Raw genomic sequence first — 17,699 nt, forward strand, 5'->3', positions numbered from 1 at the left:
AGCTACTGTATGGCGGCTGTTGTTATCTTTAGTATAAAGCTATCACTGACATAGAAATGACACACATAATGAAAAAAACAATGTATGCACCTGTACTGCTTTGCAGTGCGCTTTTTATAAATGCATGTGCAGATGATGAAGTTACGCAAACGCAAGTTATTGCACAAAAGCAAAATGAATTAACTAAGCCTGTTGTTTATCAAGTTTTTACGCGCTTATTTGGTAATACGCATACTACAAACACGCCTTGGGGAACGATAGAGCAAAATGGCGTAGGTAAGTTTGCCGACTTTAATGATGCCGCTCTCAAAGGTATAAAGGAGCTGGGAACAACGCACGTTTGGTATACCGGCGTATTACATCATGCTCTCGTTGGAGATTACACCGAGTACGGTATAAAGCAAGACGACCCTGATGTTGTAAAGGGACGAGCAGGTTCGCCGTACGCAATAAAAGATTATTATGATGTAAACCCTGATTTAGCCATTAATGTAGCCAGAAGACTCGATGAGTTTAGTGCGTTAATTGAGCGCACTCACAGCCATGGTATGAAAGTGGTTATTGATATCGTGCCTAATCATGTGGCACGTAATTATCACTCTGTTGCCAAACCTAAAGGTGTCAAAGACTTTGGTGAGCAAGACGACACCAGCAAAGCGTACGATAAAAACAATAACTTTTACTATGTACCAGGGCAGTCTTTTCAAGTGCCTGCATCGGCGACTTATCAGGTATTAGGTGGTAACAATCATCCATTAGCAGATGGTTTTTTTGACGAAACACCCGCCAAATGGACAGGTAATGGTGCTCGTTCTCCAAAACCAGATATGAACGATTGGTACGAAACAGTTAAAGTTAACTACGGAGTAAAGCCCGATGGGAGTTATGATTTTCCTACATTGCCCAAAGAGTTAGAAAACCAAGATTACCGCGCCCATTTTGCTTTTTGGCAAAATAAAGAGTTACCTAATAGTTGGTATAAATTCAGAGATATCACCCTTTACTGGCTTGATAAAGGCGTTGATGGTTTTAGGTATGACATGGCCGAAATGGTGTCAGTTGAATTTTGGAGTTTTTTAAACTCATCAATAAAAATGCAAAAACCTGATGCATTTTTACTTGCCGAAGTTTACAACCCACAAATGTACCGTGCTTATATCCATCAAGGTAAAATGGACTATTTATACGATAAAGTCGGTTTTTACGATACCTTAAAAGCAATTATGCAAAGCAAGCAACCTGCAAACACTATTTTTGATGCGCAGCAACAGGTTACTGATATTGAACAGCACATGCTGCACTTTTTAGAAAATCACGACGAACAACGTATCGCAAGCCCAGACTTTGCAGGCAAAGCTGTGTGGGGTAAACCAGCCATGGTGGTTTCAAACCTGATTAGCCGTGCACCCACCTTATTATATTTTGGCCAAGATGTAGGGGAAGATGGCTCTGAAAATGCAGGTTTTGGCTCACCAACCCGCACCAGTATTTTTGATTACATTGGCGTACCAGCGCATCAAGCATGGATGAACAATGGCAAATTTGATGGCGCTAACCTTACTATTGAACAGGTCAATCTTCGTCAATATTACAAATCAATTATGGCCCTTAATGATATGCCTGCGGTTGTTGGCGGCGATATGCATCCGCTAAACGTGGTTGGCAGTGAAGCTGTGGTGGGTTTTTCACGTTCGTTAGGTAATCAATCAATTTTTGTTGTTAGTAATTTTAGTGAACAAGCGCAAACCATAACGGTTACTTTAAATAAAAATCAAACAAGTAAAGTAGATACAGCGGATGCTTTACACGATTTACTTGAAAATAATAACGGTATTTTAGTATCAAAAAATGCGAATGGCGCTTCATTCACCCTCACTTTAGGTCCACTTAGTAGCGCGGTATTAACGAATAAGGCAAAAAATGAATAATAATTATGACAGCAATAAACCAAACCTAAGTTTTTGGCAAATATGGAATATGTGCTTTGGTTTTTTAGGTATTCAATTTGGTTTTGCTCTGCAAAACGGTAATGTGAGCCGTATTTTTCAAACCCTTGGCGCACAAGTGGATGATATTCCTATTTTGTGGGTAGCAGCGCCACTAACCGGTTTAATCGTTCAACCTATTATTGGTTATTGGAGCGATAAAACGTGGTGTCGTCTTGGTCGTCGTCGTCCATTTTTCTTTATGGGCGCAATATTAACAACCATTGCATTGTTTCTTATGCCACATTCGCCAACATTGTGGATTGCCGCTGGTATGTTGTGGATTATGGATGCATCTATCAATGTCACAATGGAGCCATTTAGAGCGCTTGTAGGCGATAACTTGCCAGAAAAGCAACGTGCGACAGGGTATGGTTTGCAAAGTTTTTTCATTGGTATTGGTGCAGTTTTGGCATCAGCACTGCCATGGATGATGACCAATTGGTTTGATGTGAGCAACACCGCAGCCATTGGTGAAATACCCGATTCAGTTAAGTACTCGTTTTACTGGGGCGGCGTTGTTTTACTAGCCACCGTGTTGTGGACTGTTGCAAAAACTAAAGAATACACCCCTGAGCAATTAGCTGAATTTGAAAAGCAAACTGCCAAACCGACTAACACCGCATTAGTAGATATTAACTTTAATAAAGGTGCCATTATTTTTGTGGTGCTTGGTTTAGCGACCCTTGCATTAGTAATGGGCTTATCGCTTGAAAAAGAGTTATACCTACTTGCTGGTGGCTTATTAGCTTTTGGTATTGTGCAATGGATAGCAGCGGCACTTAAAAGGGCTAATAAAACCCAAGGGGGCTTTTATCAAGTAGTGCAAGATGTATTTACAATGCCAACTGCGATGAAGCAATTAGCTTGGGTGCAATTTTTTAGTTGGTTTACCTTATTTGCAATGTGGATTTATACCACGTCGGCAGTAACAAGCTTTCATTATGGTAGTAGCGATACAACATCAAAAGCGTTTAACGATGGCGCTGATTGGGTCGGTATTTTATTTGCTGCCTACAATGGCTTCGCTGCTATTGCCGCAATGTGCATTCCATTCTTAGTTAAAAAAATGGGCTTAAAAGGCGCGCATTGTTTTAACTTATTACTAGGCGCATTAGGCCTTGCCAGCTTTATGTTTATAACAGACCCTAAAATGTTACTTATTCCTATGATCGGCGTTGGTTTTGCGTGGGCTTCTATACTCTCATTGCCTTATGCGATGCTAAGTAACTCATTACCGAGTAATAAAATGGGCGTTTATATGGGGATATTTAACTTTTTTATAGTTATTCCACAGCTACTTGCAGCCAGTATTTTAGGGCTTATTTTGCGCCATGTATTTTCTAATCAGCCTATTTATGCCTTGTTAATTGGTGCTGCGTCTTTTGTATTAGCAGCCATTGCTGTTATGCGCGTTAAAAATTCTAATTAAGAGTAAAAAAATGAAAAACTATAACCTAATTACTATCTCATTATTAGCACTTGGATTAACTGCATGCGGTGCTCAAAATACAAATCAGGCACAAACATCTAAAACAACTGCGCCTGGTGCACCAGGTAACGATCCATTTTGGTCATACGCAGGTAAAACAGGGATTGGTACATCGTACGAGCAATACCAAAATGGTCATTACACAAATGATGCACCAACAGGTGTAGTATCAAAAGTCTGGTTTTCAATTGCTAAAGGCATGATCACCGAAACTATGTTTGGCCTTATTCATCAAGCGCAAATAAAAGATATGCAATTTGTGGTAACAGGAAAAAACTTTACTGTTAGCGAAGCAGACGATCTTGATGTCACGATTGATTATTTATACAAAGACGATCAAGGTCGCCCGTTATCACTTGCTTATAAAATAGTAAGTAAAGATAAACAAGGTCGATTCACTCTTGAAAAACACGTATTTACCGATCCTGATGGGCAAAGTTTATTTGTTCGTAGCATGTTTAATACCGACCTTAAAGACGTTAAAGCCTATGTTGTGGTAAATCCATATATTAATAATAACGGCCTTGATGATTTTGCAAAAACTACCGAGCAAGGTTTAGTGGCTTGGCAAGATGATAACTACTTAACATTGCAAGCAAGTACTGAGTTTGGCGCAAAAACGGTTGGCTTTACGGGTGTAAGCGATGGTTTGGATGAGCTCAAAAAGTCACAATCATTAAATACCAGCTATAGCAATACTGGTGAGCAGTCAGGTAATGTCAGTCTACTTGCTGAGCTTGGTAGTATTGAAAGTAATACCACGTTTGATTTAGTACTAAGCTTTGCACGTAGCGAGCAACAAAGTGCAGAGCAGGGTGCCCAAACATTAGCAAAAGGCTATCAAAGTGTACTTGATAGCTACAATGGTAAAGGTGCGGCATTTGGTTGGCAAGATTACCTACAAAACCTAACTCCGATCAATAAAATGACGGAGCAAACGGCTGATAACGGCAAGCTACTTTATACCAGTGCAATGGTATTAAAAGCACAAGAAGACAAAACGCACGCAGGCGCACTTATTGCTTCGTTGTCTAACCCGTGGGGCGAAACCGTATCGGCTAAAACAGGCTCAACAGGTTATAAAGCGGTGTGGGTACGAGATTTCTACCAAGTGGCCATGGCATTTATGGCACTGGGTGATACAGCCACGGCAAAAACAGCATTTGAATACCTTGAAAAAGTACAAGTTAGTAGTAAAACGCCAGGTAACAATGGCGATACAGGCTGGTTTTTACAAAAAACACATGTCGATGGCGAACTTGAATGGGTGGGTGTACAGCTTGATCAAACTGCGATGCCAATTATGCTCGCGTGGAAATTACACCAAGCAAATGTACTTAGTGATGCAGAGCTTAAAGACTGGTACGCACGTATGTTAAAACCTGCTGCGGACTTTTTAGTCGAGGGTGGACGCGCGAAAATTTTATGGAATGATACACAAATCACACCACCGGCAACCCAACAAGAGCGCTGGGAAGAGCAAAGTGGCTATTCGCCATCAACTACCGCTGCGGTTGTTGCTGGTTTAATTAGCGCCGCAGATATCGCGAATATGGCAGGTGATACAAAAAATGCAGAACGTTATTTAGCAACGGCAAAAAGCTATAACGCTGACATCGAAAAAGTGATGTTTACCACCCAAGGTAATTTAAAATCAAAAGCCACCGATGGCGAATATTTCATCCGTATTGGTCAAGATGAAAATGCTAACTCGAATACCACAATTAACGCAAATAACGGCCGAGAAGGTTTTAATAAAAAACAGATTTTGGACGGTGGCTTTTTAGAGTTAGTACGCTATGGAGTACGTGATGCACTTGCACCAAGCATTGTAAAAACGCTACCAGAATATGATGACGAAACACTCGCTAACAATCTGCAAGTAAAATACAGCTTTAACTTTAGCGATGGTAGCGGCTCATTTGCAGGTTATCGTCGTTATGGCAACGATGGCTATGGGGAAGATGAAATAACCGGTACAAATTACGCTGAAAATGGAAGTAATACACCTGGGCAACGCGGACGTGTATGGCCATTTTTTACAGGCGAACGTGGTCATTATGAAATTGCAGCAGCCAATGCCAGTAATACATTCAATGACGTAAAACAAGCTGAAATTAAAAACAGTTACGTTAAAGGGCTAGAGCAATTTGCCAATGAAGGCATGATGTTACCAGAGCAAGTATGGGACGGCGTTGGTGTAAACAAAGCAGATTATACACTGGGCGAAGGGACTAATTCAGCAACTCCGCTGGCATGGACTCACGCTGAATATATTAAGCTGGTACGTTCATTAAGTGACAAGCAAGTATGGGATCATTACCCCGTTGTTAAACAAGCGCTAAAATAGCATTTATTTATATTCTTAAGCAAAAAGCCACAGTGTAGCAGCTGTGGCTTTTCTGTTCTTAAAGCCTAGCCACGTCTTAAAATAGATTGTATGTTAATAAACCTCCTTTTAAAAACAATAAAAACAACAACTAAACGCCTTTAAAATGGCGATAAACAAAGGTATCGATTGAATCACAACAACAACTCAGTTAAAGTTTCTAGATAAGTACATCTGAACGAATAACTCTATATGCTCGTTAAAGTTAAGGAAGATCATGGATATATCTCTAAAAGAAGTAGATAGTTCAAATTATGAATCTGTCTGCGAGTTGGATGTTTCAAAAGAGCAAGAAGAATACGTAGCGTGTAATATGTGGTCGCTAAAAGCACCGTAAACCTAAAAGAAATTGAAATTTGCTACAACCCTAATAATCCAGTTGCAAAAGAATTCTATTGTAGCTTTGGTTTTCAAGAAGTGGGCTTAGATGATGATGGTGAAGATATGCTCGCGCTCATTAAGCTATAATGCTGAACAGCTTAAATATGGGCGATTTAGTTCGTTAAATTGTTCAAATACTTATCCAGATAGTATAAATTTTTTAAATGCCTCTTATGAATGCCCTGTGGCCATAGAATGATGTTTTAGAGTGTTTGGTTTTTATCCATTTAGCTCATTTTTATCAAATTTAGCCTGTTGGCATTATTTTTAGAATGTATCGGCTTTTCAATAAATTATATAGGTGCGTGGCATGCAATGGTTATCTAGTATTGAGTTAAAGGGTGAGTTTGTTACGCTTGAACCATTAAATAAAACTCACACTGAGGGCTTAAAACAAGCTGTTTTAGATGGTGAATCTTGGAAGCTGTGGTTTGCCAATGTTCCATCGCCTGACGCTATGGCAAGGTATGTCGAAGAAGCTGTTAAAGCAGGAACAAAGGGTGATATAGCGTTTGCGGTAAAATGCAATGATTCCGATGAAATAGTAGGTACGACTCGTTTTTATAATACAGACCAAATAAATAAACGGGCTATGTTAGGATACACGTGGTATTCATCATCGGTTAGACGAACCCCTGTTAACACCGAATGTAAATTACTTTTACTTAGTCACCTTTTCGACACCCATACAGGTTTAGCTGTTGAGTTTAGAACACATTCTTTTAATCAAGCTTCTAGAAATGCTATAAAAAGGCTTGGCGCAAAGCAAGATGGCATTCTTCGAAATCATCAAATTTTAAAAGATGGAAGCATAAGGGACACGGTTATTTACTCAATAATTAACACTGAGTGGCCAGCGGTTAAAAGTGATTTGCAAAACAAGGTCTATTCATAAATTAGTGAAGCTGGAAGTAACGCCAATTGCTCAGTGCATTGCTCACCCTCCTGCATCCATGCAGTCGACTATGAATAATTTTTAATGCAGTAGAATGATCATGTTTTTAATAACATTGGCATAACAGGACATTTTAAAATCTCAAATACAGTCCTATCTGCTAAGAGCGAACTAAGCTTGCAGCTTATTTATCTTAACTTTAATTAAATCAGAATATGAAGCATAGAATTAAAACGACTAAAGCATTGTTTGGTGTAAAACTATTACATAATCATAATGGCTAAAGTTTAAAATAGCCGATAAAAGTAACAAAGAATAATACTGAAATGAATGACTAAGATTGTTTAGCTGTAAAATCCACTTAAACGCGTTAATATTTCTCCAACTTAAATAAAAACCCACTAAACATACCGTTATACCCCTATACAAACAGAGGAAAAAATTGAACCAAAATAGGAACCAAGTTATGGTCTGTAAAATCAAAAGTAAATCGCTGATTTTAGTCGTTATCTAAACTTATTTTAAGCTATTAATATAATTCACTTAAAACATAGTAGCAGATGCTTCTGCTTTACTAACGCTACACCCACTATTTTATTTATTACGTAAGGTCTTATTAATGTCTCAGTACAAAACAAACTGTCTTTGTGGGGCGGTACAAATAACTGCAGAGGAAATTAATCCTAAGTTTACGGTGTGTCATTGCCAATCCTGTAGGACTTGGGGTGGGGCCCCATTTTTTGCTGTAAAATGCGGGACTAAAGTCAAAATCGAAGGAATGGATAAAGTTAAAATGTACGAATCTTCATCGTGGGCGTCTCGTGGTTTCTGTATTGAATGCGGCACTCATTTGTTTTATAAGTTCAAAGCAACAGGCGAATATAACATGCCAGTAGGTATGTTCTCTAATTTGAAAGGCTTAGAAATGGATATGCAGTATTTTAGTGACATGCGACCAAATTATTATTGTTTTTCAAATGAAACTAAAGAAATGACCACTGCTGAGATAATGGCTTACTTTGCTGCTAAAATATAATAAAGCATTTAACGTATATAATTACAGCTTACAAATTTCTAATTGATTCGTTTACTACAAAATTCCTAATGAGGTTTACTTTTTTATTATAAGTGGGATAACGCTCTAACAGTAAAGTGAGGTGCGTCATCATTATTTTTTATATAATTATTAGAGAGTGAATACACCAAAATGCAGATATGCAAAATATCATCTGAACAAACAATGTTACTACGCCAACGTGTATTGTGGCCCAACGAAACAACTGAGTTTTGTCGTGTAGACGGTGATGAAGATGCGAGCCATTTTGGTGCTTTTATAAACGACAATTTAGTGTGTGTTGCCTCTGTTTACTTGACGCAGGGTAAAGCACGCTTACGTAAATTTGCAACCGACACGGATTATCAAAACCAAGGTGTTGGTTCTAAAATGTTGAGCCATATTATCCAGTCATTAAAAAGTACAGAAGCTAACCTTTTTTGGTGTGACGCGAGAGAATCAGCCTTAGATTTTTATAGACGTTTTGGTATGACTCCGTACGGAGTACGTTTTTATAAGCAGGACATTCCATATTTTAAAATGAAGCTTACTTTATAGCGAACTGTAATAAGCAATTAGTTACGGTGCTAACGGGCTAAATGAAAGTCTAGCAAAGGCTTCGTATCGGCTAACTGTAGTGTGGTAGTAATTTGGGCACCCAGCCTATTCACAGTTTTCTTTCTTTGTTTTGCAATTACATTGAAATGTTCTTTGGCAAAGGAACGTCATGACATAGTTTAATACTCGTCGAATCCATATATTTAATACCTATAGGCTTTTATTATTTTTAGGAGAGATTACATTAGTATTTTTGAAATAATAGTGATTTTGCATATGAAAATTAATATGAGCTCAATATAACTGTAAGGTTGTTGAAGGGCTTTAAAGATTCACTTTTTCAAAATTAGCGATAAATAATTAATTTTTCAGGTTACGATTATTTGCTCTATACTCAATGTATTATACTTTTAGGTTGCAGATAAATGTACAAAAGGAATGTTTTTTTAAGTATTGCAAAAAGCAATAAACTGGTACTTTTTACTGTGATGCTTTTTTTACTCATTGCACTTCCTTCTCTTTTTGTCTTTGATCAAAAAATTAGAGGCGATATATATCGCGCGTCTCATATTGAACTAAAACGAGAGCTTGAAAATAAAACCGTCGCAATAAAAAAACACTTTCAAGATAGCGTAACGGCCATTCGTTTCTTAGACGCAACACCACCAATTAAAGGAATTACGCGCGCGACTGAAAATAATCGTGTAGATCCACTACTTGGTACACCAATGGCTATATGGCAAGAGCGTTTAGCTAGTATTTTTTCAGGTTTTATGCGAACAGATGAGAGTATTCTTCAAGCTCGTTATATAGCGCTTGCTGAAGGAGGGCAAGAGATAGTTAGAGTTGATCGAAATTATCAAAGCGAAATTAAGCGGGTACAAGGCTCTCAGTTACAAAAAAAAGGACAACGTGATTACATTATAAAAGCCAGTATGCTGGATGAGAATACCGTTTATATTTCACCCATTAATTACAATCGTGAAAATGGAGATATTCAAAAACCTTATGTATCAACTTTCCGTGTTGCTAAACCAGTGTTTGATAAGGATAAGCAAGTCTTTGCAGTGCTTGTGACAAACTACTTTGCGGATCAACTATTTAAAAGCTTAGAGTTTGAATTACCTAAAAATACAGCCATTTATTTAATGAATAGTGAAGACGAGTTTTTATTTCATCCAAACCCTGATTTAAGCTTTGGTTTTGAGTTTAACAGAGGTAAAACTTGGAGTGATGAGTTTAAAAATGCACAAAGTATGACATTAGAAGGCGCAATACCATTAAATAATTTACCCAAAAAGTATTTTATTAAAAAACGTATTTACTTTGATGGCAATATTGCAATGCTGCCATTGGAGTTAGCTGTAAGTGTAGATAGCGATATGCTTATGACACAGGTTAATAAAAGGCGTGAAAACTTCATCGCTCTACTTGCTATTTTTCTGATTGTTTTGTTAGTTGTTACCATTGTTTATCAGCGTTTTATTAATCGAAAACTGTTGATTCATTCGCTAAAAGAGCAAAATAACAAAGTTATTGAAAATTCCTTAGATGCTATTTTTACAATAAAAAGTACGGGTATCATTGTTCATTGTAATAACACAGCAAAGTATGCGTTTGATCATGCAATAGAGAACGAAGTTGACTTTGTTTCTATGTTTACGTTGGCAGATATAGATAAAGATTGTCTATCGCAAACTATAAATGCAGGTTCGAAGATGCCTTTTGAAGCCATTTATACTGAGCCTAATGGAAATAAGCAATATTATTCAATTACTTTAACGAGTGTGTTTGATGTATATGAAAATGCATATCAAGTCGCAGCAATTTTAAGAAATATAAGCTCCTTAAAAAATACTCAATCAGCACTGGAAAGTTTAAACAATACTTTAGAGTTGAAGGTTTCACAAAGAACACTTGAGTTAGAGTGTGCCATTGATCAAGCTTTAATTGCTAGCCAAGCAAAAAGCGATTTTGTGGCAAATATCTCTCATGAAATACGTACACCAATGAATGGTGTATTAGGTATGCTTGAAATGCTAAAAGAGGACGGTTTATCCGAACAACAGCATCATTATTTAAAATTGGCAAACAGCAGCGCTCACTCTTTGATGAATTTGATAAACGATATTCTCGATTTTTCTAAAATAGAAGCAGGCAAACTTGATATCGATAATCATACATTTGATATAGTGACAGTATGTAGCGATATGATTAGCTCTTTAGCATTACAAGGGCAGCGTAAAGGCCTTGAAGTATTTTTAGATACTAAAGATGTAGTGGATAGAATGGTGATTGGCGATAGCCATCGACTTAAACAAATTTTAATTAATTTAGTGAATAATGCATTTAAATTTACTCATCGGGGTGAAGTGAGTTTAACAGTCGGGTCTAAATATATCACTGAGAGTAAATTATTAATGAGTTTTACCGTAAAAGATACCGGTATTGGAATAGCGGCTGAGAACATTGCTAAATTATTTGACATGTTTACACAAGAGGATTCTAGTACTACGCGTCATTTTGGTGGTACAGGTTTAGGGTTATCTATCAGCAAAAAGCTTACTCAGTTAATGGGAGGTAACATATCCGTTGTTAGTGAAAAAGGAGTCGGTAGTACATTTTGTGCAACCATTGAATTACATATAGCTAAAAATAAAAAGTTAAATACAGGTATTGAACTTGCTACGAATGTTCGTATTGCAACATTAATCGCCCATGATAGTGTTTATAAAAACGTCTGTGATTTATTACAGAACACCTGCAAAATACACAGTACAAATATCGAAAGGCTCGACTACTTTAGCGATCATAAGGAGTTTGAAGCTGACTTATTAATAATAGATGATGAACATTTACAAATTAATGCTTTAGTTCGTTTTTGTGAGCAGTATAACAAAAAGTATGTGTTGATTTTACGTGATATGGTGGCAGATAGCCCAGCTAAAGCTGTACTTTCTAAAGGCAGCCATATTTTAAATAAACCACTTACCCAAGATCAATTTAGTTATAAACTCGCTAGTTTATTTGGCTCGGACAGTGAGCTCATTATTACGCCGTCAAAAGAGTTAATCGATGAGTGCATTGAGCCTGATTTGTCGCCATACCATATATTACTGGTAGACGATAATATGATAAATATAGAAGTGGCTAAAGCGATTTTAAAGCCGACTCAAGTTAGAGTTACTTCAGCATCAGATGGTTTAGAAGCTTTGGAGGTATTAAAACAAAACAAGGAGCACGTCTTCGATGTTATTTTAATGGATTGCCAAATGCCAAACTTTAATGGTTACGATACGACCAATGCAATCAGAAATTCGAAAGCAGGAAGTAATTACGCAAGTGTACCTATAATTGCAATGACGGCAAGCGCAATGGAAGGCGACAGACAACGATGTCTCGCAGCAGGTATGAACGACTATATAACCAAACCTATAAAGCCACATACTCTAAAGAGTAAGTTATTGACCTGGTTAAACTAAATTACAAGTGCGCGCTCAACTGCTATGCAGCTGATTTTTTAGGTTTAATCTTTACTGAACTGACTATCGGTGTCGCTAGTTTTGTTACATCAGCGCTATCAAGTATGGTTTGTGTATCTGACCAATGTAATAACTCAATTCTCCCATCTTGCTGCTCTACAAGAGCAGTACAGCTTTCAATCCAATCTCCATCGTTGCAATACACAATTCCATCATCAACTTTTATTTTTGGATGATGAATGTGACCACAAATAATACCATCTACATTTTGTTTTTTAGCTTCATGAATTGCAGCGTCTTCAAAGGCTGTAATTGCTTCACGTGCTTTGTGTACGCGGGTTTTGATCCATGCAGCAAGCGAGTAGTAATTACCACCAAATACCTTTCGAATACGATTTGTCCAGCGGTTTAAAAATAATAAAAAGTCATATCCTACATCACCTACTATACTAATAAATTTGTTATAGCGAGTCGCAGAGTCAAAGTCATCGCCGTGCACCAGCAAAAATCGTTTATTAGCCTTAGTAGTGTGAATAAACTGCTGGTGGACTTCAATACCAAACAGAGTCTGATCTATGTAATTGCGAAAAGTCTCATCATGATTACCAGGAATATAAATGACACGTGTCCCGCTAGCTGCTTTTTGCTGTATACAGCTTAATACTTGATAATGGGAAGGGTGCCAATAAAATTGACGTTTCATCGACCATAAATCAATAATATCACCCACCAAGTACAGCGTGTCAGATTCTACAGAGTTTAAAAAATCAAGTAAGTAATCGGCTTTACAGTCTTTGTATCCCAGATGAACATCAGATATCCAAATAGCAGGGTAGTGTGGCTTTTTACTGTTTGTAGCGTTACTCATTTTCATTCCCTAAAGTATCGAGTGTAATACCAAACTGCATAAATCTTTGAACAATTTAACGAATTAAATTGCACTATAACGTCGTTAAAAATTTTTTATTTAGAACAACTAGATACAAAAATTCTTGCCTAGTTCTAGCGTAATTTTTTTAACGTTAAATAGACCTCATATATAAGCAGATTGGTATAATAGTTAAATAACCTGAACTCTGGTTAAGAGATTTACTAACGTATTGAATCATGGTGATATTTAAATTTATTTTCTCTAGCCAGAGATTTTCAGTGAAAACAAGGCGAATTTACGCGTTAATAGCGAGTCTATTGCAAGTAAATTCAACGCAGTTAGCGCTGAAAATAGCTGCTCGAGATAGGTTTATTACCCTGAGTTCAGGTTAAATATTTTAGGGAATGAAAATGACAACTATACGACAGTAATACTAAAGCTAAATGACACAGATAAAATGTAGGTATAAAAAAACCGCTTTTAAAAAGCGGTTTTTAAATTATTTCAAAGCTAATTATTACTTAACCTTTAACGGCTGCTTTAATTGCATTGATTGCAGTATCAATATCAATCATTAGCTTTTCACCTGTGCGGCGGTTTTTAAGCTCAACTTTGTTTTCATCAAGGTTGCGCTCGCCAATTACAAGTGTGAATGGCACACCAATTAGCTCCATATCGTTAAACATTACGCCTGGGCGCTCTTTACGGTCATCAAACAATACATCAAGGCCTGCATCTTTTAAACCTTGATAAAGGGTATTTGCAATATCTGGAATACGATGCGATTTGTGCATGTTCATAGGCACAATTGCTAAGTCGAATGGCGCGATTGGTTGTGGCCAAATGATCCCGTATTGATCGTTGTTTTGTTCAATAGCAGCAGCAACAATACGCGAAACACCAATACCGTAACAGCCCATAGTCATTGTTTGATTTTTGCCGTCTTCGTTTAATACGCCAGCTTTCATTGCTTCTGAGTATTTAGTACCCAGTTGGAAAATATGCCCTACTTCAATACCACGTTTAATTTGTAAAACGCCTTGGCCACATGGGCTCATATCGCCTTCAACAATATTACGAATATCAGCAACTTCGTAATCTGTGATATCACGATCCCAGTTAATGCCGCTGTAATGTTCACCGTCTTTGTTAGCACCAGCCACAAAATCAGCAAGTACGTTAGCTGACCTATCAACAATAATTGGCATAGATAAGCCAACAGGGCCAAGTGAGCCTGGTTTTGCACCAATGGCAGCAACAATATCAGCCTCTGTTGCCATTTCAAGCGGAGAGTCGATTAACGGGTGCTTTTCAGCTTTTAGCTCGTTTAATTCGTGATCGCCACGCAGTATCAAGGCAACTAAACTACGTACTTCGTTTTCATCAGGCGCACCATATACGATTAACGTTTTAACACCGCGATGTGGTTTAACACCGTAGTGTTTTTTAAGTTCGTTAATTGTTTTAGCGTCAGGCGTTGGAAATGCTTTTAGCTCTTTTAATGCTTCAGGGCGCGGCTCGCTTGGTGCCAGGGCTTCTGCTTTTTCAATATTAGCGGCGTAATCGCTGCCATCACTAAATGCAATAGCATCTTCGCCCGATTCAGCAAGTACATGAAACTCATGCGATACGCTACCACCAATAGAGCCTGTATCTGCTATAACAGGGCGGTAATCTAAATTTAGACGCTCAAAAATATTACAGTATGCTTTGTGCATTGCTTGATAAGTTGCATCTAAACACTCTTCACTTAAGTGAAAAGAGTAGGCATCTTTCATTGTAAATTCACGTGCACGCATAACACCAAAGCGAGGTCGACGTTCGTCGCGTACTTTAGTTTGTACTTGGTATAAAGTGACTGGCAGCTGTTTGTAGCTGTTTATTTCTTTGCGTACGAAATCAGTTATTACTTCTTCGTGTGTTGGGCCAAGTGCAAACGTACGGTTATGACGGTCGGTAAAGCGCATAAGCTCAGGACCAAATTCATTCCAACGACCAGACTCTTCCCATAAATCAGCAGGTTGAATAACAGGCATTAGCATTTCAATCGCACCAGCTTTATCCATTTCTTCACGTACAATATTTTCTACTTTACGTAGCACACGTAAACCAGAGGGTAACCAAGTGTATAAACCCGAAGCGACGCGACGGATCATACCGGCTCTAAGCATTAACTGATGCGATACGATTTCAGCATCTGATGGCGTTTCTTTGAGTGTTGCGAGTATATATTGGCTTGTACGCATGTTTTTTCCGAAATAGAGTAATTATGTTCTTTTAATAGAGCTTAAGTTTAACAGCGGATGCTTTTACACTAAAGCGCTAAGTGAGTTATTTAGTTTTTTTCTATGTTTGTTACTACGTTATGCTCACCATTGACTTGCCAGCGAATATTATAGTTGTACAAAGTCATACCATAGCTCTGCTCGCCGTCTTTTTGTTTTTTATAGGCAGGGCGGGGATCTTGTTTTAAAACATTGGCTATAAAGTCATGTAAGTCTGGATATTGCGTTTGCGCATTAACAAACTCAATTGCTTGTGCGCTAAATTCAACCGTCATATGTGTTTCTGGACGTGTGTCAGCAAAACCAGCACTTGCATCAGGCATTGAGTCTGAATAAGGCAAATATGGTTTTATGTCAACAATCGGTGTGCCATCAAGCAAATCAATGCCAGCGAGCAATAAACTAAGTTGTCCGTTTTTATACTCAATACCTTCAAGTTTTACGGCGCTCATACCAATCGCGTTTGGTCTGAATGTAGCGCGGGTAGCAAATACACCTTTTCGCTCATTGCCACCTAAACGGGGTGGGCGCACCATCGCAGAATAACCTTTATCGGCCGTTTCATGAAAACGAAATAACAACCAAATATGAGTAAATTCATCTAAACCACGTACAAACTCTTCGCGATTAAAATCAGGTGCAAAAATAAGTTTTGCCTTGGCTTGTGGCACTAAACGAGGCTGCCTAGGTATAGCAAACTTCTGTTTATAAGGAGATTGAATGTGGCCAATAGCCGAAATGGTATAATCGCTCATAGTACTCGGTTACAAATAAAATAGAGCCTTATTCTACCTGTATTTAGCATTTATGGCATTAATGTAATTGAGTTTGTTACTTATAAACCGGATGGTTTAAATGATTGGATCAAGCCAAGTACTTTATGGTTGCAGCTTAACAGGTTATTAAAAATAAAAAAGGTAAGCCTGAGCTTACCTAGTTGTATGCATGCTAAAAACTAATTAAAACATGTATTGAACTGATACTGATGCGACATCCATATCTGGATCAATATCATCATCAAGTTTGTAACGTTCATACTCTAAACGAAATTGAACATTTGTTGTTAGTGCATATTCAATACCTGCACCGTAAAACGCATCACCACCATCTGTAGAAGTTGATATACTGCCTACTGGTAACTCTTGTGTGTAGTCTGCGTCCCATTCAAGCCAACCACCTTTTGCGTATACAGTGAAGCTTTCAGATAGTGGCAGACCCAAACGTGCGGCAAGAGATACGCCATCAATTTCAGCTTTGCTGTCTATGTCACTCACTTCATCAAAGTTTTGGTAAGCAAGCTCTAAGCTTAAGTACTCGTTAAATTGAGTACCAACATAGCCCTTTAGCATTTGTGCATCGTCGTCAAAGTCAGTGTCGTTATCACTGTCTTCAAACTCAAAAGAATATTGACCATAACCGATACCAGTATAAATACGTGGAGAATCAAAATCAGAAATATCAGCGTGTGCTGTAGAGTTAAAACCCAGTGTTGCTAATGCAAGTGCAGAAAGAGAAAGTGTTTTAATCATTGTGAATAGCTCCTTTACAAATTAAAAAATAATGTTTAATTAAGTCAATCAAACTTCAATGTAGTAAATGCAGCGAACATGCCAATTTTAAAAACAAGTAAAAACGCTTAAAAAAACCTACTTTAGTATTGGTTTTTCCGATGTGAAGTTTAAATAATGAACAAAGTGAACTTTTGTAATGAATTGTTATCTAAAGACTTTTGTAGCTTTTACAAGTTAACATGAGTTTTTTACATAGCTAGGGCGTGTTGACCTTTGTGGATTGAAATTTGTTCAATCTAGGGACGATTTAATCGCGGCGCGAGGTTTGTAACCTAGTGGGCTAAGTAAAAACCGAGCAACAAAGAGTTAATCGTCCCTAGATCGAGCTCAAAGGGCAGCGCATGTTTGGCATTTATGCTGCGTTATCGCCTATTTATGGGGAATAACCACACACCATAGGCTCTGCCTTGCCTAAATGCCAAACAGTCTGCTGCAAATTCAACCACCAAAGATAAACACGACCTAGAGGAGTGGGAAAGCTTTCAGGGTCTAAATTTGTTTTATTTACAGAGGGATTAACTGTAACGAGCGATTTTTTAACCTAGTAATACCAAATAGATTGAAATGATCATGTTTTTGAAAACTAAAATTAGCTCGGTAATTATTCCAGCGTTACTCTATGAGTTATACGAGTCTACATCCATGTAGACAATAAAGAGTAAGTCAGTCACTTCTAAACAGAACAAGTTTTAAAGTAAAAAGGTCAACAGGCCTAAAAAAACATATTGCTAGATTT

The 17,699-nt window shown here is 37.7% G+C and carries 11 protein-coding genes and 1 pseudogene; 8 read left to right on the top strand and 4 right to left on the bottom strand.

What is annotated here, in order from left to right:
• The first annotated feature begins 68 nt into the window (after positions 1-68).
• The 8 genes and pseudogenes from PALI_RS06450 to PALI_RS06485 all read left to right on the top strand — a co-directional run bounded on the left by PALI_RS06450 (position 69) and on the right by PALI_RS06485 (position 12,236).
• Positions 69-1,928, top strand: a complete 1,860-nt coding sequence (locus PALI_RS06450; RefSeq protein ID WP_193155307.1) for an alpha-amylase family glycosyl hydrolase — start codon at positions 69-71, stop codon at positions 1,926-1,928.
• Positions 1,921-3,417, top strand: coding sequence for an MFS transporter (locus PALI_RS06455; protein WP_138584552.1), 1,497 nt, complete (start codon positions 1,921-1,923; stop codon positions 3,415-3,417). The genes PALI_RS06450 and PALI_RS06455 overlap by 8 nt, the downstream gene beginning before the upstream one ends.
• 10 nt (positions 3,418-3,427) lie before the next feature.
• The gene (locus PALI_RS06460; protein ID WP_193155308.1) at positions 3,428-5,827 is read left to right on the top strand and encodes a glycoside hydrolase family 15 protein; all 2,400 of its coding nucleotides are present in this window, start codon (positions 3,428-3,430) and stop codon (positions 5,825-5,827) included.
• 256 nt (positions 5,828-6,083) lie between these two features.
• A pseudogene (locus PALI_RS06465) lies at positions 6,084-6,334 on the top strand (hypothetical protein).
• 223 nt (positions 6,335-6,557) lie between these two features.
• On the top strand, positions 6,558-7,142 hold the full coding sequence (locus PALI_RS06470) for a GNAT family N-acetyltransferase (protein WP_193155309.1): 585 nt from the start codon (positions 6,558-6,560) through the stop codon (positions 7,140-7,142).
• A gap of 619 nt (positions 7,143-7,761) precedes the next feature.
• Positions 7,762-8,178 (top strand): GFA family protein, encoded by a 417-nt coding sequence (locus PALI_RS06475; protein WP_138586417.1) that lies wholly within the window; start codon positions 7,762-7,764, stop codon positions 8,176-8,178.
• 171 nt (positions 8,179-8,349) lie between these two features.
• Complete coding sequence (locus PALI_RS06480; RefSeq protein WP_138586418.1) at positions 8,350-8,754, top strand: GNAT family N-acetyltransferase; 405 nt, start codon at positions 8,350-8,352, stop codon at positions 8,752-8,754.
• 425 nt (positions 8,755-9,179) lie between these two features.
• The gene (locus tag PALI_RS06485; protein WP_193155310.1) at positions 9,180-12,236 is read left to right on the top strand and encodes a response regulator; all 3,057 of its coding nucleotides are present in this window, start codon (positions 9,180-9,182) and stop codon (positions 12,234-12,236) included.
• Positions 12,237-12,258: 22 nt separating this feature from the next.
• Here PALI_RS06485 and PALI_RS06490 read toward each other — a convergent pair whose 3' ends face one another.
• From PALI_RS06490 to PALI_RS06505, 4 genes are all read right to left on the bottom strand, one after another.
• Positions 12,259-13,104, bottom strand: coding sequence for a UDP-2,3-diacylglucosamine diphosphatase (locus PALI_RS06490; protein WP_193155311.1), 846 nt, complete (start codon positions 13,102-13,104; stop codon positions 12,259-12,261).
• 524 nt (positions 13,105-13,628) lie between these two features.
• The gene (locus PALI_RS06495; RefSeq protein WP_193155312.1) at positions 13,629-15,353 is read right to left on the bottom strand and encodes a proline--tRNA ligase; all 1,725 of its coding nucleotides are present in this window, start codon (positions 15,351-15,353) and stop codon (positions 13,629-13,631) included.
• An 89-nt stretch (positions 15,354-15,442) separates the two neighbouring features.
• Positions 15,443-16,147 (bottom strand): tRNA (N6-threonylcarbamoyladenosine(37)-N6)-methyltransferase TrmO, encoded by a 705-nt coding sequence (tsaA, locus tag PALI_RS06500; protein ID WP_193155313.1) that lies wholly within the window; start codon positions 16,145-16,147, stop codon positions 15,443-15,445.
• Positions 16,148-16,351: 204 nt separating this feature from the next.
• Positions 16,352-16,921 (bottom strand): outer membrane beta-barrel protein, encoded by a 570-nt coding sequence (locus PALI_RS06505; RefSeq protein ID WP_193155314.1) that lies wholly within the window; start codon positions 16,919-16,921, stop codon positions 16,352-16,354.
• Positions 16,922-17,699 lie beyond the last annotated feature (778 nt).

Source organism: Pseudoalteromonas aliena SW19, from assembly GCF_014905615.1.
Classification (GTDB): Bacteria; Pseudomonadota; Gammaproteobacteria; order Enterobacterales; family Alteromonadaceae; genus Pseudoalteromonas; species Pseudoalteromonas aliena.